Annotated in this window: 19 protein-coding genes; 8 read left to right on the top strand and 11 right to left on the bottom strand. The window is 60.2% G+C overall.

What is annotated here, in order from left to right:
• Positions 1-175 precede the first annotated feature (175 nt).
• Genes EI291_RS04030 through EI291_RS04020 form a run of 3 tightly spaced genes read left to right on the top strand, consistent with a single transcriptional unit; the run spans position 176 to position 2,020 of the window.
• Positions 176-979 (top strand): hypothetical protein, encoded by an 804-nt coding sequence (locus EI291_RS04030; protein ID WP_125418203.1) that lies wholly within the window; start codon positions 176-178, stop codon positions 977-979.
• Positions 969-1,571 carry a 3'-5' exonuclease gene (locus EI291_RS04025; RefSeq protein ID WP_170172489.1) on the top strand — a complete coding sequence of 201 codons (603 nt, stop codon included), beginning with the start codon at positions 969-971 and terminating at the stop codon, positions 1,569-1,571. Before EI291_RS04030 ends, EI291_RS04025 begins: the two co-directional genes overlap by 11 nt.
• Before the next feature lie 11 nt (positions 1,572-1,582).
• Positions 1,583-2,020: a hypothetical protein gene (locus tag EI291_RS04020; protein WP_125418199.1), complete on the top strand. Its 438-nt coding sequence runs from the start codon at positions 1,583-1,585 to the stop codon at positions 2,018-2,020.
• Between the two features lie 221 nt (positions 2,021-2,241).
• Here EI291_RS04020 and EI291_RS04015 read toward each other — a convergent pair whose 3' ends face one another.
• Positions 2,242-3,363, bottom strand: coding sequence for an MBL fold metallo-hydrolase (locus EI291_RS04015; protein ID WP_125418197.1), 1,122 nt, complete (start codon positions 3,361-3,363; stop codon positions 2,242-2,244).
• 229 nt (positions 3,364-3,592) lie between these two features.
• Positions 3,593-4,081, bottom strand: coding sequence for a hypothetical protein (locus tag EI291_RS04010; RefSeq protein ID WP_125418195.1), 489 nt, complete (start codon positions 4,079-4,081; stop codon positions 3,593-3,595).
• Positions 4,082-4,312: 231 nt separating this feature from the next.
• On the opposite strand from EI291_RS04010, the gene EI291_RS04005 reads away from it, so the two are divergent.
• On the top strand, positions 4,313-5,047 hold the full coding sequence (locus EI291_RS04005; RefSeq protein ID WP_125418193.1) for a metal-dependent hydrolase: 735 nt from the start codon (positions 4,313-4,315) through the stop codon (positions 5,045-5,047).
• Positions 5,048-5,161: 114 nt separating this feature from the next.
• On the opposite strand, the gene EI291_RS04000 is transcribed toward EI291_RS04005, so the two are convergent.
• The 4 genes from EI291_RS04000 to EI291_RS03985 all read right to left on the bottom strand — a co-directional run bounded on the left by EI291_RS04000 (position 5,162) and on the right by EI291_RS03985 (position 8,443).
• A complete protein-coding gene (locus EI291_RS04000; RefSeq protein ID WP_125418191.1) occupies positions 5,162-5,650 on the bottom strand; it encodes an ankyrin repeat domain-containing protein in 489 nt (162 codons plus the stop codon).
• A 161-nt stretch (positions 5,651-5,811) separates the two neighbouring features.
• Positions 5,812-6,969 carry an NAD(P)/FAD-dependent oxidoreductase gene (locus EI291_RS03995; protein ID WP_170172488.1) on the bottom strand — a complete coding sequence of 386 codons (1,158 nt, stop codon included), beginning with the start codon at positions 6,967-6,969 and terminating at the stop codon, positions 5,812-5,814.
• A gap of 38 nt (positions 6,970-7,007) precedes the next feature.
• Positions 7,008-7,445, bottom strand: coding sequence for a DUF4174 domain-containing protein (locus tag EI291_RS03990; RefSeq protein WP_125418187.1), 438 nt, complete (start codon positions 7,443-7,445; stop codon positions 7,008-7,010).
• On the bottom strand, positions 7,442-8,443 hold the full coding sequence (locus EI291_RS03985) for an alpha/beta hydrolase (protein WP_125418185.1): 1,002 nt from the start codon (positions 8,441-8,443) through the stop codon (positions 7,442-7,444). The genes EI291_RS03990 and EI291_RS03985 overlap by 4 nt, the downstream gene beginning before the upstream one ends.
• Positions 8,444-8,576: 133 nt before the next feature.
• Between EI291_RS03985 and EI291_RS03980 the strand changes: the two genes are divergently transcribed.
• The 3 genes from EI291_RS03980 (at position 8,577) to EI291_RS03970 (ending at position 11,150) form a co-directional block, all read left to right on the top strand.
• Positions 8,577-9,332 carry a L,D-transpeptidase family protein gene (locus tag EI291_RS03980; RefSeq protein ID WP_125418183.1) on the top strand — a complete coding sequence of 252 codons (756 nt, stop codon included), beginning with the start codon at positions 8,577-8,579 and terminating at the stop codon, positions 9,330-9,332.
• 41 nt (positions 9,333-9,373) lie between these two features.
• Entirely contained in the window at positions 9,374-9,931 is a 558-nt protein-coding gene (locus EI291_RS03975; RefSeq protein WP_125418181.1) for an NUDIX hydrolase, read from the top strand.
• A 118-nt stretch (positions 9,932-10,049) separates the two neighbouring features.
• Positions 10,050-11,150: a TolB family protein gene (locus EI291_RS03970; RefSeq protein ID WP_125418179.1), complete on the top strand. Its 1,101-nt coding sequence runs from the start codon at positions 10,050-10,052 to the stop codon at positions 11,148-11,150.
• A gap of 237 nt (positions 11,151-11,387) precedes the next feature.
• On the opposite strand, the gene EI291_RS03965 is transcribed toward EI291_RS03970, so the two are convergent.
• The gene (locus EI291_RS03965; RefSeq protein WP_125418177.1) at positions 11,388-12,785 is read right to left on the bottom strand and encodes a DUF5723 family protein; all 1,398 of its coding nucleotides are present in this window, start codon (positions 12,783-12,785) and stop codon (positions 11,388-11,390) included.
• 121 nt (positions 12,786-12,906) lie between these two features.
• Here EI291_RS03965 and meaB point away from each other — a divergent pair, with 121 nt between their 5' ends.
• Positions 12,907-13,884 carry a methylmalonyl Co-A mutase-associated GTPase MeaB gene (meaB, locus tag EI291_RS03960; protein ID WP_125418175.1) on the top strand — a complete coding sequence of 326 codons (978 nt, stop codon included), beginning with the start codon at positions 12,907-12,909 and terminating at the stop codon, positions 13,882-13,884.
• A gap of 19 nt (positions 13,885-13,903) precedes the next feature.
• Here the strand turns inward: meaB and EI291_RS03955 are convergent, their stop codons facing one another.
• The 4 genes from EI291_RS03955 to EI291_RS03940 form a co-directional block, all read right to left on the bottom strand.
• Positions 13,904-14,602 carry a pirin family protein gene (locus EI291_RS03955; protein WP_125418173.1) on the bottom strand — a complete coding sequence of 233 codons (699 nt, stop codon included), beginning with the start codon at positions 14,600-14,602 and terminating at the stop codon, positions 13,904-13,906.
• On the bottom strand, positions 14,599-15,114 hold the full coding sequence (locus EI291_RS03950; RefSeq protein WP_125418171.1) for a hypothetical protein: 516 nt from the start codon (positions 15,112-15,114) through the stop codon (positions 14,599-14,601). The genes EI291_RS03955 and EI291_RS03950 overlap by 4 nt, the downstream gene beginning before the upstream one ends.
• 79 nt (positions 15,115-15,193) lie before the next feature.
• Entirely contained in the window at positions 15,194-15,916 is a 723-nt protein-coding gene (locus EI291_RS03945) for a dioxygenase family protein (protein ID WP_125418169.1), read from the bottom strand.
• A gap of 180 nt (positions 15,917-16,096) precedes the next feature.
• Complete coding sequence (locus tag EI291_RS03940) at positions 16,097-18,703, bottom strand: DUF5916 domain-containing protein (RefSeq protein ID WP_170172487.1); 2,607 nt, start codon at positions 18,701-18,703, stop codon at positions 16,097-16,099.
• Positions 18,704-18,808 lie beyond the last annotated feature (105 nt).

Below are 18,808 nucleotides of genomic sequence, written 5' to 3'. Positions count from 1 at the left end.
GCCTGCCGGGCTCCGGGCTCAGTCAGCGCCTGCGCCACGCGCTGGCGCAAATCCATCGAATACGCTTGCATATACCTGCTTACGTACGCTAGGCGACGGCAGCTACACCGTTCATGAATCCGCTATAAGACAAATTCTATATAAGTAAATTTCTCACCCAGTATTCATAGATCATATGTCGGCAAAATTTTTTACATCCAAACAATTTGTAATATTATTATTAATGTTGCTTATTATACTTGCTTCAGAGTTTTATAAATTTAAAAACCCTATTAGCAGTTTAATACCATATATAAATATAATATCAAATATTTCAGTTGCAATATTAACCGGCGTTTTGGTTGGCTTGTATTTTGAGATATTTACAAGACAGGAAGTGTATAATAATATGCTTCACCATTTTAATATATCAAAAGAAGTAGTTAGCGCTGGATTAGTAAGTTACTATTCCAGTTTCAGTGATTTTGATTTTAGAAAATATTTATCAAAATCAAATAAAATTGATATGTATTTAACCTACGGACAAACTCTATTCAACACATACAATGATACATTAATCAAATTAGCAAAACAAAAAGGAAATCAAATAAATATATACATATATCATGAAGATAATATTTTCATCGAGGCGCTAGAACAACATTGGACAAGTGGAGGTCCAAGAGGAAATACAAGGCAGAAGATTAAAGATACAAAAGATATGCTGATAAATCAGTTCAAAGAATTGAGACGGCAGAAATTATTAAAAGCTAAGGTAAAACTTATTTTATTAAAAAGACACCCTGTATTCTATTCATTTTACAGGTTCGATGATCATATTTTATTGTGCCCATCAAAAATTTTTCACATTAAGGCAGTAAAACCTTTCGCATTTTTGTTTAAAAGCACTGGTGACGATGATGGAGTATTCAATAAGTGCATCATGGAGCTTGAAAGCGTAACGAGTGATGCTAATTTCTTTGAAGAGTATGAATTCTAGCATTGATCTTCAACTCGACACTCCCGTTTGCTTCATAGATTTTGAAACCACAGGAGTTGATGTATTAACCGACCAACCAATTGAGTTTGGGGCGGTGTTAGTTGACAAACATGGTGTGATTGAAAAAAAATTACAATCACGCATTATGCTTGAAAATATAAATAGTTTCAATAAAGAAGCAGTTAAAATTCATGGAATTAAGTATGAGTCTCTAAAAGACAGCCCTACCCAGCAACAGGTTCTGTCTTTTTTCTTCGAAGAATTTGGATATAATTATTGCTTTGGTGCATGGAATGCTAATTTTGATGTATCATTTTTCAAAAAAATGTGTCACGAGAATGGAATGTCAGAAAATTTTAATAAGATACATTATCGACATTTGGATGTGCAGTCAGTAGCCAAGTTATCTAAATCGTTAGGAATAATTGATAAAAATATTAAATCATTATCTGATTGCGCTGAGTATTTTAATATATCAAGATCTTCCAATCATAATGCGCTTGAAGATGCTTTGATATGCTGCAAAGTGTATGGCCTGATTTACAGCAAATTTGCTGAAGCCATTATCCACAATAACACGACAAGTTTTTAGACGAAAGATCAATGCGCATTCACGACATCGACCAGGAGGACGCCGACATTGATTACTTCGCCACCGATGCGGCCGGGCACATTGTGCACGTAGCATCCGGGGGCGGGGTGCTGCCGGAATCGGTGGCGGCGGATGAGGTGGCGCTGCTGGAGCTGCACCAGTATTTCCTGACGCGGCCGGAAACCGATTCGGCGGTGGCGGCCGCGCCGGCTTTGGCCCAGGATGGTGCCTACCCGGGTGCCGCTCGCTACGCCCGGCGCGGGCTGTTCTCCTTTGCCAAAACCCGCCTGCATGAGCGCGCCGATACCCGCTACTACGCGGTAGCCCGGCCCCTGCAGCCCCTCACCCTGGCCGAGCTACCGCCGCCGCTGGCGGAACTGCTGCACCGCACCCAGCTGCCCGGCTCCGCCGCCGAGCTGGAAACGCTGGACATAGCCAGCATTGCCTGAAACGAAAACCGGCCCGCTGCAGCAGCGGGCCGGTTTTTCTTTAGAACTAAAAGCTAGTTCCCCTCCTTGAAAAGGAGGGGCTAGGGGTGGTTGATCTTGCGTTAGAACGGCGTTTAAAACTAGAGCTACTTCTAAAAACCGTTCAACGATTGTCAACCACCCCTAGCCCCTCCTTTCCAAGGAGGGGAACTAGCTTTAGCTCTAGCTTAATTCCAGCCCCGCTACTCCCACCACCGCCGCTGCGGCAGGGGCTGGCCGAGGGTGACAGGCTGGCCCAGCTCGGGGGTGGTGATGGGTAGCTGGTGCAGGGCCGCGGCGGCCGTGGCGCGGCGCACGGGTTCGTTCCAGGTATGGTGGGCTTCCGTGAAAGCGCCCCAGTGCACCGGCAGCATGGCGCGGGCCCGCACGTCGAGGGCGGCCTGCACGCTTTGCTCGGGCATCATGTGAATCTGGGCCCAGTTGGCGTCGTACTGCCCGCATTCCAGCAGGGCCACATCAAAGGGGCCGTGTTGCCGGCCGATAGCGCGGAAGTGCTGGCCGTAGCCTCCGTCGCCGCTGTAGAACACGCGGTGGGTGGGCGTTTTCAGCACCCAGGAACTCCAGGAAGTAGAGTTGCGGTTGGTGAGGCCCCGGCCCGAAAAGTGCCGGGCCGGCGTGCTGATGATGGTAAGGCCCGGCAGCTGCACCGAATCCTGCCAATCCAGCTCCTGCACTTTGGCGGGGTCCACGCCCCAGGCCAGCAGGTGCGCCCCCACGCCCAGCGGCACTAGGAAACGGACCGTCATGTCTTTGAGCCGGCGGATGGTCTGGTAGTCGAGGTGGTCGTAGTGGTCGTGGGAGATGAGCACGGCGTCGATGGCCGGGAGCTGCTCGGCTGTAATGGCGAGGCTGGGGTTATACCGCTTGGGCGTCACCCAGGGCAGCGGGCCCATCTGCACGCTCAGCATGGGGTCGAGCAGCACGTTTTTACCCCCAATTTCCACCAGACTAGCCGAATGCCCGAACCACGTGACGCGCACCAACTCCGGCGTTTTGTGGGTAATGGTAGCAGAATCGAGGGGTTGGGTGGGGAGCGGGGCCGCCGGGGCCGCGTTAGGCACTTTGGCGAACAGGAAGCGCCACAGCACCGAAAACGTGCTGCCGCCCGTCATCACCTCCGTGGGCTCCAGGTTGCGGAATTCACCATCAACGTAACGGCCGGTGCGGGCGTAGGCGACTTTCTGGGCTTTGGTAGGCTTGCCGCCCAGCTCGGGGCTGAGGTTGGCAAAGGCCACGCCGGCTACCACCAATACGGCCAGCAGCACCAGGGCCAGGCGGCCGGTTACTTTCAGAAATCTGCGCATCAATTCAAGCTATAAATGCCCGCCTGCGAGGCGGGTGTTCAGGTAGTCGGATTGATACGGGAAATATTGGAGGCAGATGGCTTACGGATGGTAAAACAAAGCCGTCATTCCGAGCGAAGTCGAGGAATCTCGCGTGCTGATGGCAGGATTACATTTACAACATCAGCACGCGAGATTCCTCGGCTACGCTCGGAATGACGGTCTGCTTAGTCAGGAACGGGCAAGCAGCCTAGCTCCGGCCGTTGACGTCGCGGCGTCCGGAACCGCCGCGCCGCTGGTCGCCCTGGCGGCTTTGCATCTGGCGCATCCGCTCCTGGCGTTTGGCTTCAAACTGGGCGTACTGCTTCTTCGACAGCACGTCTTTCAGCTTCTTATCGGTGCTTTGCCGGATGCTCTGGGCCTGGGCATGGCGCTGGCTCCGGTCCTGGCCCGACTGGCCGCGCAGGGCCTGCATCTGCTGCTGCTGCTCCTGGAAGATTTTCTCCACTTTGGATTTCTGCTTGCTGCTCAGGTCCAGCTCCTTGGCCATGGCATCGAGGCGCTGCTGGCGGCGCTGGCCGTCCTGGCGCGGACCCTTGCGGCCCTGGCGGCCGTCTTTGTCACGGTGGTCATCCTGGCGCTGCTCCTGCCCGAAAACGGCGGGGGCGGCAAAGGAGGCTTCGGAAGCGGAGGCAATCAGACCGAGAAGCAGGGCGAGGCTCAACAATTGCTTTTTCATGGGTACTTGAACTAAAGGTGAAAGTCGAAGGAAAGTGTGTGTCAGAACCGTGCGTTCTGATCTGCCTTCATTCAAACCCAGTGCCGCAGATGGGCCGCGTTGGGCCGGAATCCAGCAAGCCCGCAGAAAAACCGACCAACCGCCGCATTTCTTCGCCCACGCCCCCGGCCGCTAATCCGGCCTGCGGCGTTACTTTGCTGCTTCTGCCCTCTATTCCCGTTTTATCCGCTTATGACCTCTGCCTCCACGCAGCTCCAGCTACTCGGCCACGCCAGCTTCCGCATTACCACGCCCGAGGGCCGCGTCATCCTGCTAGACCCCTGGCTCAGCAACAACCCTTACGTACCGGCAGAGTTGTGCCACCCCGAGCGCGCCGACCTCATTCTGCTCACCCACGGCCACGACGACCATATGGATGCCGACCTGCCGGCCCTGCTGGCCCGTACCGGAGCCAAAGTAGCGGCCCCCGCGCCCGTGCGGTTTTACCTGCAGGAACAGGGCGTGCCGGCCGCCCAGTGCGAGGCCATGAACGTGGGCGGCAGCATTGACCTACTGAATGTGCGCCTGACCATGACCGTAGCCCACCACGCCGCCCACGTAGACCGCCCCGACGGTACCACCAGCCACCAGCACGAGGGCGTAGGGTTTATCCTGCGCTTCTCTGATGGTACCGTGCTCTACGCTGCCGGCGACACGGCTTTGTTCGGGGATATGCGCCTGCTGGCTGAGCTGTACCAGCCCACCGTGGCCCTATTGCCCATCGGCGACCGGTACACAATGGGGCCGTTGGAGGCCGCCCACGCCGCCCGGCTGCTGGGCGTGCGCCACGTGGTGCCGTTTCACTACGGCACGTTCCCGTCGTTAGTGGGCACGCCTGAGCAGCTGCGGCAGCACTTAGCCGCCGAGGCGGCCGTAACAGTGCACCCGCTGCAACCCGGCGAAACGCTGACGCTGGGTGAGTTGTAATTTAGTTCGGCAGGTAATTGTGCTACCCAGAATGTCATGCTTCGCTGCGCTCTGCATGACGTTCTGGGTAGCAGCAAACCACTTCGGTACCTACTCAGTCTACTAGGTGGCCGACTAGGCCTGCGGGAGCAGGGCCAGGGCGGCTTCGTTGTTTTGCTGCGCGGCCACGTCGCGGGCGGAGCGGCCCTCGGCGTCGCGCAGGGCGGCGTTGGCCCCGGCGTTCAGGAACAGCGTGATGAGGTGGTGGCGGCTGAACATCGTGGCAAACATGAGGGCCGTGCCTCCGGTGCCGTTCCGGGCGTTCAGGTCGGCTCCGTTGTCGATGAGCAGCTGGGCCATTTCGGGGTAGCCTTTGAAGGCCACGCCCATCAGGGCCGTGTTGCCGGCGGCGTCGCGCAGGTTGGGGTTGGCTCCGGCTTTCAGCAGCAGACGGGCGGCCTCCAGGTGGTTTTCGTAGGCGGCCAGCACCAACGGCGTGAAGCCACGGGCATCCTGGGCATTTACGTTGAGGCCGGCGTGCAGCAGCTGTTGCAGCATAGCTACATCGCCCTGCCGGGCGGCATTGAACAACTGGTCTTCGGGACGGGAAGCAGTAGAATCCATGAATAGAGAAGAGTGACAGAAACGGAATCAGCCGAATGGCCGGTCTGGGCAGTACGCAGCCCACCCGAAATGGATAGCTCGACAGATAAAATAGCGGTGGCTCAACCAACGGAAAAACCGGCGGACCTGCAGTAATCTACCTCCAAGCTGCCGCGCAGCCCCTACCCTACCGCCCGCACCAGCCGCCGTTGTAGCCAGGGCCACCGACTCAGCCGAAAAGCCGCCTCCACCACCCACGGAGCGCGGGCCAGCCACCGCATGAGCCCGTAACGAAACCGTAGCTCAGACCCGAAGCGCTGGTCCACGGCTACGGCATACTTTCTCAACGAAGCCGGGCTGAAATCCTCTGCCTGACAGCAGCGCCGGGCGTGCTCAGCCGCCAGAATACCGCTGATAACCGCCTTATCAATGCCGTGGCCCTGCAACGGGTCGATGAGGGCGGCGGCATCCCCGCAGAGCAGGGCCCGCGGGCCGGTAAGCGGCCGACGGGAGCCGCCCAGCGGCAGCCCGAAGCCCTGCACCGGCCCCAACTGCCGGGCGTGCCGGAAGCGCGTGGCCAGGTCAGGATGAGTGTTCAGCAGCTCGCTTAGTACCAGTTTCAGATCCACTTTCCCGCGGGCAATATCCTCCGACAGCATCCCGAACCCGACGTTATAGAGCCCACTTCCCACCGGAAACACCCAGCAGTACCCCGCCCGGTAGCGCCGCAGAAACAGAAAGTCGCTGGTGGTTTCGGGGGCATCGGTTACGCCTTGGTAATACGCCCGCACCGCCGCGCAGTGCCGCTGCCGGTTGAGCGGGTGCGGTACCAGGCAGCGGCCGACTACGGAGTTGGCCCCGTCGCACCCAATCACCAGCCGGGCCGATAAAACGCGGCCATCTGCAAGGGTTACGACTACACCCGTTGCGGTTGCCACCACTTTTTTCACCGGGCTGTTTTCCCTGATTTCGGCGGCCGTGTGGCGGCGCACCAGCGTGAGCAGGGCCTCATCGAAGTGCAGCCGGGGACTGTTGAACGCTGGTGCCTGCCAGCTTACGCGCATCTGCTGCCCCTGCGGCGACACCAGGCGACTGATGCAGACATCGGTGCGGTGGGGCCGGGTAAGCTGGCGCAGCTCCTCGGCATAAAGCGGATTGAGGCGGGCCAGGGCTTTCAGGGTTGGGCCCGGAATGGCGTCGCCGCACACTTTGTCGCGGGGGAAGCAGGCCTTATCCAGCAGCCCCACCCGCAGGCCGCTGCCCGCCAGCGCCAGCGCGCAGGCCGAGCCAGCCGGCCCGGCACCTACAATCAGTACATCATACTCCGGAGCGGTTACCACGGCCCGAAAATACGTCCTATACCTCAGCCGGGGCCCACTTAGTTGCTGCGGCGCATTTCCTGCTGGCGCATGGGCATGGCATCAATGGTTGAAAAGAGCTGCGCCGGAAGCAACGGAGTTGTTTCCCGGCGCTTTACGCCCCCATCCTTTCCCAGCAGCAGCACAACGAATCCACTCGTTTTCACACCCAGCCGCTCCCGCAGATAGCGCAAATCGGCGGCCGACAGCTGGTCGTACACCACCTCGCGTACCAGCAGGTCGCGGGCAGTGAGCTGGGGCTGCACGGGGGCCAGCAGGCGGCGCTGCCGAAGCAAGGCGGCATTGTCCGGTTCCGGAGCGCACAGCAACAGGATGCGCCACTGCCACCTGGCAGCGCTGACGGTAGCCGCCAAAGAGGCATTAGCCGGTACCTGGGCCTGGGCCGCCAGTGCGCTCAGCCCCATCAGCAGGAGCGGAAGCAATCGGCAGGTTTTCATAGGGCGGTGGTAACAGCTGGGGCTGCAGCCAGTTCTACCGCCAGCCACTCAAACAACTGGCGGTAGGCCTCCGCCCGCACGGCCGGAGCCGACAGGAACACATCATGTACTGCCCCTGGCACGGCCTGCACGGTTACATGTGGGCCGAGGCGCGGAGCCAACTGCCGGATGTGCGCCACATTCAGCACAATATCGGCCCGCTGAAAGTCCTCGTGCCAGCGGCGGCCGGAGGCGGTGTGGTCGGAGTGCAGCACCAGCACCGGCAGGGGCAGCTGCAGGCCCCGCCGCACCTGGGCCTGGCCCTGCCGGATGGCCCGCAGCCAGCCGGCATTTACCGGGAATACGTGGTTGGGCTTCCAGGCCAGCTCATACTCCCACTGGCCCCGGTAGGCCCGGTGCAGGCTCTGGCCGTAGGTATCGGGCAGGCCGGCGGGCAGGGACATGGTGGGCCAGTAGGCACCCAGGGCTACGGCCACCGGTACCGCCACGTGCCGCCGCAGCCACGACTGATGCAGCTCCAGAAACGGACTATTCAGCACCAGCGCCTTCACCTGCGAAGGCTGCCGCTGGGCTACATACAGCGCCGTAATAAGGCCACCGGTAGAATGGCCGCTCAACAGCACCTCGGTGTAGCCTTCCGCCTGGATCTGGGCCAGGGCTGCATCCAGGTCGGGAAAATATTCCTGCAGGTTACGCACCGTGTTGGGCTGCTGATGGGGCAGCAGGGCCCGGCCGTACTTGCGCAAATCGAGGGCGTAGAACTGGTAGCCGTGCGCCGTGTACTCCAGGGCCATTTCACGCTGGAAAAAGTAGTCGTTGAAGCCGTGCACGTACAGCACGGCCCGGCCCGCTGCGGGAGTGGGCAGAACGCGGCGGCAACGTACCAGTACCGCCCGTACTGGCCCCTCATAATCGGGCGGCTGCATCAGATTCAGCTGTTCAAAATCAGGACCCAGGGGGTCGGGCTGGTAAGAAACGGGAGGGACGGCGGCAGACATAAGGGCGGTACGCAAAACGGTGCTGAAGGATAATTATCTTTCTTGAATATCTATTCAGCGCTATACGAAACCGGTACCTGCTGCCGTTTTGAGGCCAGGCCGCTGCGCTGGCCACTATATCTCCCCCCTACATATGCGTTTGCTTCTATTGCTGGCCGCGGCGTTGCTGGCGGCGTTGGCCGCGCGCTCCTCGGTGCGCACCCCCGAACCCGACCCGGTCTTCCGGACCAACCAGCTGCAGTTTCCGCGCGTGCGGGCCGCCTACTCTGCCTACGAAACGGCTACCGCGACGCTGCTGCGCCGCAATGGTTTGGCCCCCGGCAGGCTGGAGCTGTTTCTGCGGGCGTTCAAAGTAGGCCGCCGGGTGGAGGCCTGGGGCCGGAATGCAGGCGAAGGGCAGTTTGTACTGTTGCGCACGTTCCGGCTGGCGGGCACCTCGGGCACGCTGGGCCCCAAGCGGCAGGCCGGCGACGGACAGATTCCGGAAGGGTTTTACACCATCAACCGCTTCAATCCCGACAGCAAATACCACCTCTCCCTGGGCCTCGACTATCCCAACGCCGCCGACCAGTTTCGGGCCGGTTTCCGGGACCCCGGCAACGACATTTTCATCCATGGCTCCAACGAAACCATCGGCTGCCTGCCCATCACGGATGAGGGAATCCGGGAGCTGTACGTGCTGGCCGTAGAGGCGCGCAGTGCCGGCCAGGCCAGTATTCCGGTTCATATTTTCCCGTTTGAGCTGACGGCTGATAACCTGGCTCGGCGTATGGCCAGCCCTCATCTGGGGTTTTGGCAGCAACTGGCCGTTGGGTATGAGGCTTTTGAAGCCACGCATGAGCTACCCAGCATAACCGTTACGGCCGACGGAGTATACGCCGTGCGCTGAGCTGCCGGAACGCACGGCCAAAGCACTGCGTACTTTGCACCATGTCCGAGCTTTCCATTCATGATTTCCCGATTCCCGCACACCTGCGGGCCTCTGCCGTACTGGTCCCCGTTTTCCGTGATGCGGCCGATGAGCTGCAGGTAGTAATGGTGCGCCGGGCGGCCTTTGGCGTACACGGCGGGCAACTGGCATTTCCCGGGGGCAAGCACGAGCCCCAGGACGAAAATCTGCAGGCTACGGCCCTGCGTGAAGCATTCGAAGAGGTGTACCTGCCCCCGGCCAGCGTGGAGGTTCTGGCGGCCCTGCCCACGGTACCGGTACCTTCCGGATTCCGTATCAGTCCGTTTCTGGGCCGTATCCGCCGGCCGGAAACCTGGCAGTGGCAAACTTCCGAAATTAATGAGGTGCTGGAAATTCCGCTGCGCTACCTGGCCGACGCGGCCAACCATACGGAAGAAATCTGGGAACTGGCCGGCTGGCCGGGTCCGCGCCGGGTACCCTTCTACCGGCTGGAGGGCGGCTACCAGCTGTGGGGGGCCAGTTACCGCATCATCCAACCCCTGATTCCGCGGCTGCTGGCCGGCGAATTTGCCGTCTAGAGCCGGTCGTCTTGGTCATCGTAGTTGACGGCTACAGTACCATCTTATTCCGATTATCGGCTGGTAAAACTCTGGCACGAAATTGCATATCTACGCCTCCACACACTTTCTGCTCTGTATGAAACGACTTTCTTTCCTGCCGCTGCTGCTGGCGTTGCTGCTGCCGGGCGCGGTTCTGGCCCAGCGCGAGCAATCCATCTGGCTGTTTGGGCAGCAGGCCGGGCTGCAGTTTCCGGCCGATGGCAGTGCGCCGACTCCGCTGCTCACCAGCAAAATGACCACCTACGAGGGCTCGGCCGTGGCCACCAACCAGCAGGGCCAGCTGCTGTTCTACACCAACGGCGAGTTTGTGTTCAACCGCCAGCACCAGGTAATGCCCAACGGCCGCAAGCTGATGGGCTCCAACTCCAGCACCCAGAGCGCCCTCATCGTGCCCGACCCCGGCTCCGGCAACGTGTTTTACGTGTTTACCGTGGGGGCCCAGGGTGGCTCCAACGGCCTGCGCTACTCAGTGGTAGACATGACCCGCGAAAACGGCCTCGGTGACGTACCCCGGGCCAATGCGCTGCTCATTACGCCCGTGGCCGAGAAGCTGGCCGCCGTGCGCCACCAGAACGGCCGCGACGTGTGGGTGGTGGCCCACCGCTGGAACTCCAACGCCTTCGTGAGCTACCTGGTAACCGCCGACGGGGTGCAGAGCAAGCCCATCATGAGCAACGTGGGCAGCATGCACGCCGGCCCCGGCCGCAACGCCATTGGCGCCATGAAATTCTCCCCCGATGGCCGTAAGCTAGCCGTGGCTTTGTGGCGCGAGGCCAACAAGTATGAGGTGTTCGACTTTGACCGCAGCACCGGCCAGGTGAAGAATGTAAAAGCCTTTGCCCCCTACCCCGAAGCCTACGGCGTGGAATTTTCGCCGGATGGCTCGAAGCTCTACGGCTCCAGCAACGGCGAGGGCGGCGGCCAGGCCCAGGTGTACCAGTTCGATCTGAAAACGGGCAAGGCCACCGTCATCGGCAAATCGGCTAACCGCAAAGTAGGCACCCTGCAGCGCGCTCCCGACGGCAATATCTACGTGGCCCGTGAGGACAACCAGTTCCTGGGCATCATCCAGAACCCCAACTCTGACGCCGCCAAATACGTGGACGACGGTCTGAAACTAGGCGGCCGCCGCAGCAAGCTCGGCCTCCCCAACTTCATCACTGAGCCGGGGAAGTAGGTTAAATTGTGAAGGGTGAAATTGTGAGGAAAAACCGTCATTGCGAGGCAGAGCCGAAGCAATCCTTCCTTGACGCAGCGCTGAACCCTGACCTATTCAAAAGCCCCTGACGCCAACACGGACGTCAGGGGCTTTCTGCTTGTTTAGGGCTTAGCACCCTGAAAAGGACGGATTGCTTCGCTTTGCTCGCAATGACGGTTCCGCCACTCACAACTCGTTCAATCACCACTTCACCGCCTACTGGCTTTTCCCGCCGAGCTTGAACCGCAGAAACCCGCCGGCCGCCGACAGGTACGGGTGCTCGGAAGTGACCAGTCCCGCCACGTCACGGGTGCTGAGGCCGGCTTCGTAGAAGGAAGTAACCAGTGTGAAGCCCAGCGGCACACTGAAACCGTAGCCGGCCCCGCCCGTGAGGCCGCTGCTCAGGCGCAGCCATTTCACCGGCTTGTAGTCGATACCAGCCCCTATGAAAGTGGAGGGGATGTTACCGGCTACTGCGTTGAGCGGCATGGTCACATCCAGGCCCACTTCAAAATACTCGCTCAGGCGCAGGCCGGCCCCGGCCCGCAGCTTGGTAGGCAGGTCGGCGCGGCGCTCCTGGCCCGTCTGGTACTGAAACAGGCTGTCGGAGCCGGAGGCGAATATTTCGGCGGCTTCCTTGATGAAGTTATAGCTTCCTACACCGCTTGATTTCAGCCGTTTCAGCTTTTGGTCGTTGGCCGTGAGCAGGTTGCCGGTCCAGGTCATCTGGCCGATGTCGGTAACGGCCAGGCCCAGGCGCAGGGTTTTGCCTACCTCGGCCGCCACCCCCAAATCGAACCCGTGGCCTTTGCCCACCGGGTTCAGGCCGTTGCCGGTGCGCAGGTTGAAGTTGGGGTTAGCCACGAGGTTACCGTAGTCGATGTCAAACACCGGCGACATGGAGCTGTACGCCTTCAGGTCGCCGGGCTGCACGCGCACATCCACAATGCCAATGCCCTGAATGTAGCGGTAGCCTGCCCCGGCCGAGAGCTGGAACAAGGGCAAATCGAGCAGGCGCGTGCCCCAGGCAATGTTGTACTCATTCAGCACCGAGAACTGCATTTCGGTACCCGCCAGCGCCTCCGTCACCAGCGGCACATTGCCGGCGGCCGTGGCGGTATAAATGGGCGCATCCCGTCCCAGAAACAGAATATCGGCGGCGTTTTTATTCAGCCCCACGTGCCCGGCCGTGCGCACCCGGTTGCTGATGGCAATACCCCCGATAACCGGCAACTGTACAGCCAGAGCCAGGCTGGTCGCATCGGCATTGAAGTTAAGCGCGTTGCTGGAGTTGAACGAGGTAGCCAGCGCCTGCTTCTCGGCGGGTGTGAGCTGCTGATTTACATCGATGATAAACCGACGCAGCTGCTGCCGCGTGAGCGACTGGGAGGCCGCCCCCGCCCCTACTTCGCCAATGGTAAATGCCACGGTGGCCCCGCCCACCCGGCCCAGGTTGGCCGGGTTAATCCCAATGGCCTGATAATCGGAGGCGAAGGTGGTGGCCACGCCGCCCCGGCCGGTAGCCGTGAAGTTGCTCAGCTCATTCTGGGCGTACAGAGGCGTGGTGCTGAGCGTGAAGGCGGCCAGCGCGGCGGCAATTCGGGGGAAGTTCATAGCGAAAATGAGGCGTAAGCTTTAGCTTGCGCTGGTAATTGACGGCTGCCAGCTGCTGAAAATACAGGTTTTCGGTGGCGTACGGCGCAAGCTAAAGCTTACGCCACATTTATTTCTGCCCGTGCCCAAACGCTTTTCCCCTACTGAGTACATCGACGGCGTGCTGGCCGGCAACCGCGTGATGCTCAGCCGGGCCATTACGCTGGTGGAAAGCACCCTCCCCTCCGACCAGGACCTGGCCCGGCAGGTGCTGGATGCGGTGCTGCCGCACGCCGGCCACTCCGTGCGGCTGGGCATTACGGGGGTGCCAGGCGTGGGCAAAAGCACGTTTATTGAAGCCCTGGGCCGGCATCTGGTGCGCGAACAGGGCAAGCGGCTGGCGGTATTGGCCGTGGACCCCAGCAGCCAGCGCAGCGGCGGCAGCATCCTCGGCGACAAAACCCGCATGAATGAGCTGGCCGCCCATCCGCAGGCCTTCATCCGGCCCAGCCCGGCCGGCCGCAGCCTGGGCGGCGTTACGCGCAGCACCCGCGAAGCCCTGGCCCTGTGCGAAGCGGCCGGCCACGACGTCATTTTTGTGGAAACCGTGGGCGTGGGTCAGAGCGAAACGGCCGTGCACGGCATGGTGGATTTCTTCCTACTGCTGATGCTGGCTGGGGCCGGCGACGAACTGCAGGGCATCAAGAAAGGCATCATGGAAATGGCCGATGCCGTGACCATCACCAAAGCCGACGGGGGCAATGAGCAGGCTGCCCGCCGCGCCCGCGCCGAATACCAGAATGCGCTGCACCTGTTTCCGCTGGCGGCTTCGCAATGGAGCCCGGTGGTCACTACCTCCTCGGCCCTGACCGGAGCGGGCGTGCCCGAAGTGTGGCAGGTGGTGGAGCAGTACGTGCAGCACGCCCAGGCCAACGGCTATTTCCAGCAGCGGCGGCAGGAGCAAAACCTGCACTGGCTTCACGAAACCATTCGGGAAGCATTGGAAACCCGCTTCTACGCGCGCCCCGAGGTAGCCGGCAGCCTGCCGGAACTCCGCCGCCAGGTGATGAACGGCACGAAGTCGGCATTCGGGGCAGCCGAGGAGCTGCTGGGGCTATAGGCGGTACAGCCGGGCTTACCTAACCCTTCACTTCCAGCAGCAGCAGCAGCGCGTTGTTACTAAGGGCCTCTATTTCTGCGGCCTGCGTGGGCCACAGGGCCAGCCCATCGTTTGGGTGCAACAGACGTCCCTCTATCTCAAAAGCGCCGGCCAGCGCGTAAGCGAAAATCAGATTGCCGGGCTGCTGCACCGGATGTGCCGTTTCCTGTCGCCCCTGAAACCGCCCCAGAAGCAGAGCAAACGGCCAGTCATCCGAAAAGTCCATTACCCTGGCCAGCCCCTGCTCCAGCTCCTCGAAAGTGTACGCCAGTACCGGTGCGAGCTGCGTTGCCGCCGTCTGGTTGGGCTCCAGCCAGATGTGCAGGAACTGCACGGCATCTTCAGGAAACGGGTTATGCAAGGTTACCGACTGCTGAGCACTTAGCCGGCTTACCCAAACCTGCTCTACTTCCACCTGCACCGGTTCGGCGGATACCGCACACTGTATTGCGCCGGTGAGCGGCAGCACCAGGCAGCCGACATCCTGCGGGGCATCCAGGGTAAGCTGTTGCCCGCCGCCGAGCGTTTCCTGGTTGAAAGCCAGCAGGCGGCCCAGGGCGGGGCGCTGGGCATCCTGATACGCCCCGAAGGAAAACACGCTGCAACGGCTTGAATGCGGTGTGCAGTGCGTACCATGCTGGTCGGCCAGATAAATGCGACCGGGCGTTTGGAGCATCATGGGGCAGGAGGTTGTTGAATGGAATACACGCTCAAATAGGGCTGCACCGGCACCAGGTGCGTCAGCCACTCCCCGCTTTCGGACACCGCCGCTGCCTCCGACACCAGCAGCAGCGTGCCAATAGTATCGTGCCAGCACAGAGCGTCGGAGTAGAAGTTGATGGCTACCTGATGACGGCTCCGGTCCCGTAAGTCGGAGTTGATGATTTCGAACTGAAACCGGCTGAATTTCAGAAAATGCCGACCCAGGTTATCTACTATATCCGGTATTAGGCCATTTAGCTGGGGCAGATAGCCGCGCACCACAGCACTGACCAGAAACGGCAGCTGCCCGGCCCCTGGTACCTGGTGCAGCAGCTCGGCATAGGTGCGGAATCGGCCATCGGTGTTGAATACCTGAGCCTGCAGCCGCAACTCCCCGTAGGTATCCTCAAACACCAGCTTATCCCAGGGCCGCGGGGAGGTGGCGTCGATGATTTTCCGGTAACAGAGAGTGATAATGCGCTCGGCCATGGTTAGGCATGTTTAGGCGTTTTGCGGCGTGGCGAGTGGCCAGGTAAAACAGCTCCTGTACGAACTCATACCGGCCAGGCTAGGCGGGTACGGCGAAAGAAATATTCAGCTGAAAACCATCAGTAGTATTGCCGGTGACGGTGGCCAGTTCCTGCGCCACCCCGTCGCTGAACACGTTGTCTTGGGCGTTGTAGGTGTAGCCGCTCATGCCCTTGCTGTAGCCACCCACCGCCGCCACGGCCGTACCGGAACCTTCCGGAAAGGCAATCTGGGTGACTTTGAGCGAGATACCGGTGGCCGAGTACACGTGCACGTGAATATGGGTGGCCCGGCCCGAGTACCAGCCCGGGAAGATGGTGGTAAACTGCACCTGTCCGCTGGCGTTGGTGGTCTGGCGGCCCCGCAGGAAGTGTACGCTCTGGTAGTTGGTGCTCTGCATGCCCGAGCCGCCGTACTCCGAGTAGTTGCCGTCCTTATCACAGTGCCAGATATCCACCAGGGCACCAGCCAGGGCGGCGCAGCTGGCGTTGCTGTTCATGAGGGTGATAGTAGCCGTGAGCTTGTAGCCCGTGCGGTCGTCGCGGATGTCGGAGCGCACGTACGACGACGGCACCTTGGTGGGAAAGGGCCCTTCGGTTTCGGTGGGGGCCACCGTGCAGCTGCCGGCGGTAGTGCCGCCCGTAGTGCCCCCGGTAGTGGCGGGCGTAGCAGTATCCGCATCGTCTTTGCTGCAGGCAGCTAGCACTGCCGGAGCCGAAACAGCGCCCACAAACAGGCTTTTCAGAAAATTCTTGCGTTCCATAAGGCAGTACGGGTTAGGTTGTTGTCTGATTCTCTACCCTAAGTTGCTCTGCCTCCGGCTGGTCGCCAATTTCAATCGATGGAAGTCCGGCAATTCCCGATAAACCCGACACCTTCTCATACAAACGGCCCGGCCGCCAGTGCAGGCGACCGGGCCGTTTGAATAGCCAGGCTTTTACTGTTACACCTTCGAGCGGCGCTTCAGCATCAGGTAATCCAGGTAGTACAGCACCTTCACGCTCACGTTGTTGTTGTGGGGCGTGTTGATGGTGTTGCTCAGGTTATCAAAATATAGCGGCGTGGCCTCGTTGGCCTCCAAGAATGATGAGCTGGCGTTTTTCCACACGATGCTCACCTGTGAGCCGGGCGCAAACCACCACGAGTACACCGCGTCCACGTTGAAGGCGTTGAAGGTATTGTCGCGGTTGCGGCGGTAATCCACGGGTGCTTCCTCGCCGTTTTTGCTTAGGCGGGCAAATTCGCTGTAGTTCACCGTGCTGGTGTAGTGGCGCACCCGCACCGTCAGCGACATGCGGTTGTTGAACGTGTAGCCGCCCGACACCGTGTTGGTCACCGTGAGCACGCGCCGCACGCCCAGCAGCACGTCGTTGGGATGTTCGTCGCGGAAGCGGGCATCGTCGGGCAGGCTGGTATCAATGCCGCCGTTCACGTAGCCCACCTGGTGCTGGCGCAGGTTCCAATCAAAGCTATAACGGAAGTTGAGCTGATTGCTCACGCGGTAGCGCGGCGAAATGCCCAAACCGTAGCCCATGCGGCGAGGGCGCTGAAACCGGTCGTCCTGGGCGTACCACCGCACGCCAGCGTTCAGGTCCCAGGCCAGCTTCTTGCGGTAGTCGCTGGAGATGAAGCCGCCCACGTTGGCATTCACCGGTACCCGCACGTAGTAGTCGCCCAACGGGTACTGCCGGGGCTCGAAGTAGTCGTGGGTTACGGGGTTCACGTCGAAGTTCATGCCCGTAGTCAGGAAGCTCTTGGTGAAGGTGGTGTTCCAGCCGCCGGCCAGGTTGGCGTTCTGATAGCGCGTGGGCTTGTAGAGCAGCGAGTGGTTCACCCCCATCCATGAGTAGAAGTTGTTCACCTTCCAGAAGGGCTGGTACTTGTTGTAGCTGATGTTGGCGTACTGCGAGATGTTGTTGTTACCGAACAGAATGCCCAAATCGTTGGGGTTGTAGGTGTCCGACTCAATGCCCTGCCCCACGCTCCAGGTAAGGTTGCCGCTGATTTTGCTCAGGCCAATTTGGTACTTATAGCCGTTCTGGTCGTCGATGTGCAGCGTGTCGGAGCCGAACACATTACCGCGCCGCCGCGAGTACACCACCCGGCCATCAATGGCGTAGGCGTTCTTCTTATCGGCGAAGCGGAACAGGCCGCCCGTTACGTTGGCATCGTAGGTGCTGCCCCAGCGCGTGACGTTGGTGTTGATGAGCGACACGTACGAGTTGTTTTTCAGGCTCTGGTCAAGCACCACAATGTTGTAGTTGCTGAAGGGCTGGGTGAGAATGTCCCGCTCCCGGCCGCTGGCCGAGTCGCGCACGGTGGCGTACACGTCGTTGCTCAGGGCGTTGAACACGCCCACGCCCAGCCCGTTCTTGGTGCGGCCCGATACTTTGGTGGCGTTGAGCAGGCGCGTTACGCCGGGGTTGCTTACCACGGCCTCGCCCGGCCGCCGCTTACCGTCGGGGCCCATTTCGCCGGCCCGCAGCTGACTGCTCACGTCGTAGAAGCCAATGGGCTGCGCACCCACCCGCCGCGAGTAGAACAGGTTGCCCTTGTTGAACAGCTCGGTACCTTCGGTGAAGAACTGGCGGTTTTCGTTGTACTGCACCTCAAACGGCGAGAGGTTGAGCACCTGGTTGTCGCTCTGCACCTGCCCGAAGTCGGGCACCAGTGTGGCGTCCAGCGTGAAGCTCTCGTTGATGCCCCACTTCACATCGGCCCCGCCGTTGAAGCTGGTGCTGGCATTGCGGGTGCCCTGCACGTTGTAGGGGTAGTGGTTGGCGTAGGCCGAAATGTAGGGCGTGAGCGAGAGGCGCAGCGGGGGCTGCACGTCCTTGATGCCCAGCAGCTCGCCCCACTGGTTCACGAAGCCATCCACGGCGGGCTTCACCTCATTCCAGAAAAAGCCCTGGTTTTCCTTTTTGCGCTGACGCATGAAGTTCACGCCCCACAGCTGCTCAGGGGCTTTGCTGAAGCGGATGGCCGAGTACGGAATGCGCATCTCGCACACCCAGTCGGTGCCGCGCAGGGCCGTGCGCGAGTCCCACACGGCGTTCCAGTTGAAATCCTCACCCCCGGCCGGCGAGTAGCGGGCATCGGCCTGTACGCCGCCGGTGGTCACGAAGAAGCCGTAGCCGTTGATTTTATCGTGGTAGGTATCCAGGAAAATCCCGAAGAAGTCGGTGTTGCCCATGTTGTCGCGGCCCGACAGTTCCCGCAGGATGGAATCCTGGCTCACGTCGTGCATGAGGGCACCCACGTACAGGTTGGCGTCATCATAGAGGATGCGTACCTCGGTTTTGTGCTTTTCGCGGGGGCCGGGATTGGGGCGGTTCTGGATGAAATCGGTGGCTACCGGGGCCTGCTGCCACACGGCCTCGTTCAGGTCGCCATCCAGCTTAATGGCTTCAGTAATCCGCACGGCCTGGAGCTGGCGCTTGGCCGCGGGCACGGCGGCATTGGCGGGCGTTTCGGGGGCAGTCTGGGCCTGCGCTACGCCAGCTACACAAAGCCAACCAACCAGCAGCAGGAGCACACGACAACAGTTCACGGCGCGACGACGAGAGAAAAAGTACAACAAGCAGAAGGTGGTAGAGGGGATGAAATTGCCCGGTAGCCAGGGCGGTATAATTGAGGTGGGTGGTACCGGTTCGGA

It is taken from the genome of Hymenobacter rigui, assembly GCF_003944715.1.
Classification (GTDB): domain Bacteria; phylum Bacteroidota; class Bacteroidia; order Cytophagales; family Hymenobacteraceae; genus Hymenobacter; species Hymenobacter rigui.
This window is presented reverse-complemented; position numbering and strand designations above follow the sequence as displayed.

What these genes read in the sequence shown, in the direction of transcription:
- EI291_RS04030 (WP_125418203.1), top strand. Translation starts at nt 176, where the DNA reads ATGTCGGCAAAATTTTTTACATCCAAACAATTTGTAATATTATTATTA.
- EI291_RS04025 (WP_170172489.1), top strand. Translation starts at nt 969, where the DNA reads ATGAATTCTAGCATTGATCTTCAACTCGACACTCCCGTTTGCTTCATA.
- EI291_RS04020 (WP_125418199.1), top strand. Translation starts at nt 1,583, where the DNA reads ATGCGCATTCACGACATCGACCAGGAGGACGCCGACATTGATTACTTC.
- EI291_RS04015 (WP_125418197.1), bottom strand. Translation starts at nt 3,363, where the DNA reads ATGCGCAGATTTCTGAAAGTAACCGGCCGCCTGGCCCTGGTGCTGCTG.
- EI291_RS04010 (WP_125418195.1), bottom strand. Translation starts at nt 4,081, where the DNA reads ATGAAAAAGCAATTGTTGAGCCTCGCCCTGCTTCTCGGTCTGATTGCC.
- EI291_RS04005 (WP_125418193.1), top strand. Translation starts at nt 4,313, where the DNA reads ATGACCTCTGCCTCCACGCAGCTCCAGCTACTCGGCCACGCCAGCTTC.
- EI291_RS04000 (WP_125418191.1), bottom strand. Translation starts at nt 5,650, where the DNA reads ATGGATTCTACTGCTTCCCGTCCCGAAGACCAGTTGTTCAATGCCGCC.
- EI291_RS03990 (WP_125418187.1), bottom strand. Translation starts at nt 7,445, where the DNA reads ATGAAAACCTGCCGATTGCTTCCGCTCCTGCTGATGGGGCTGAGCGCA.
- EI291_RS03985 (WP_125418185.1), bottom strand. Translation starts at nt 8,443, where the DNA reads ATGTCTGCCGCCGTCCCTCCCGTTTCTTACCAGCCCGACCCCCTGGGT.
- EI291_RS03980 (WP_125418183.1), top strand. Translation starts at nt 8,577, where the DNA reads ATGCGTTTGCTTCTATTGCTGGCCGCGGCGTTGCTGGCGGCGTTGGCC.
- EI291_RS03975 (WP_125418181.1), top strand. Translation starts at nt 9,374, where the DNA reads ATGTCCGAGCTTTCCATTCATGATTTCCCGATTCCCGCACACCTGCGG.
- EI291_RS03970 (WP_125418179.1), top strand. Translation starts at nt 10,050, where the DNA reads ATGAAACGACTTTCTTTCCTGCCGCTGCTGCTGGCGTTGCTGCTGCCG.
- EI291_RS03965 (WP_125418177.1), bottom strand. Translation starts at nt 12,785, where the DNA reads ATGAACTTCCCCCGAATTGCCGCCGCGCTGGCCGCCTTCACGCTCAGC.
- EI291_RS03955 (WP_125418173.1), bottom strand. Translation starts at nt 14,602, where the DNA reads ATGATGCTCCAAACGCCCGGTCGCATTTATCTGGCCGACCAGCATGGT.
- EI291_RS03950 (WP_125418171.1), bottom strand. Translation starts at nt 15,114, where the DNA reads ATGGCCGAGCGCATTATCACTCTCTGTTACCGGAAAATCATCGACGCC.
- EI291_RS03945 (WP_125418169.1), bottom strand. Translation starts at nt 15,916, where the DNA reads ATGGAACGCAAGAATTTTCTGAAAAGCCTGTTTGTGGGCGCTGTTTCG.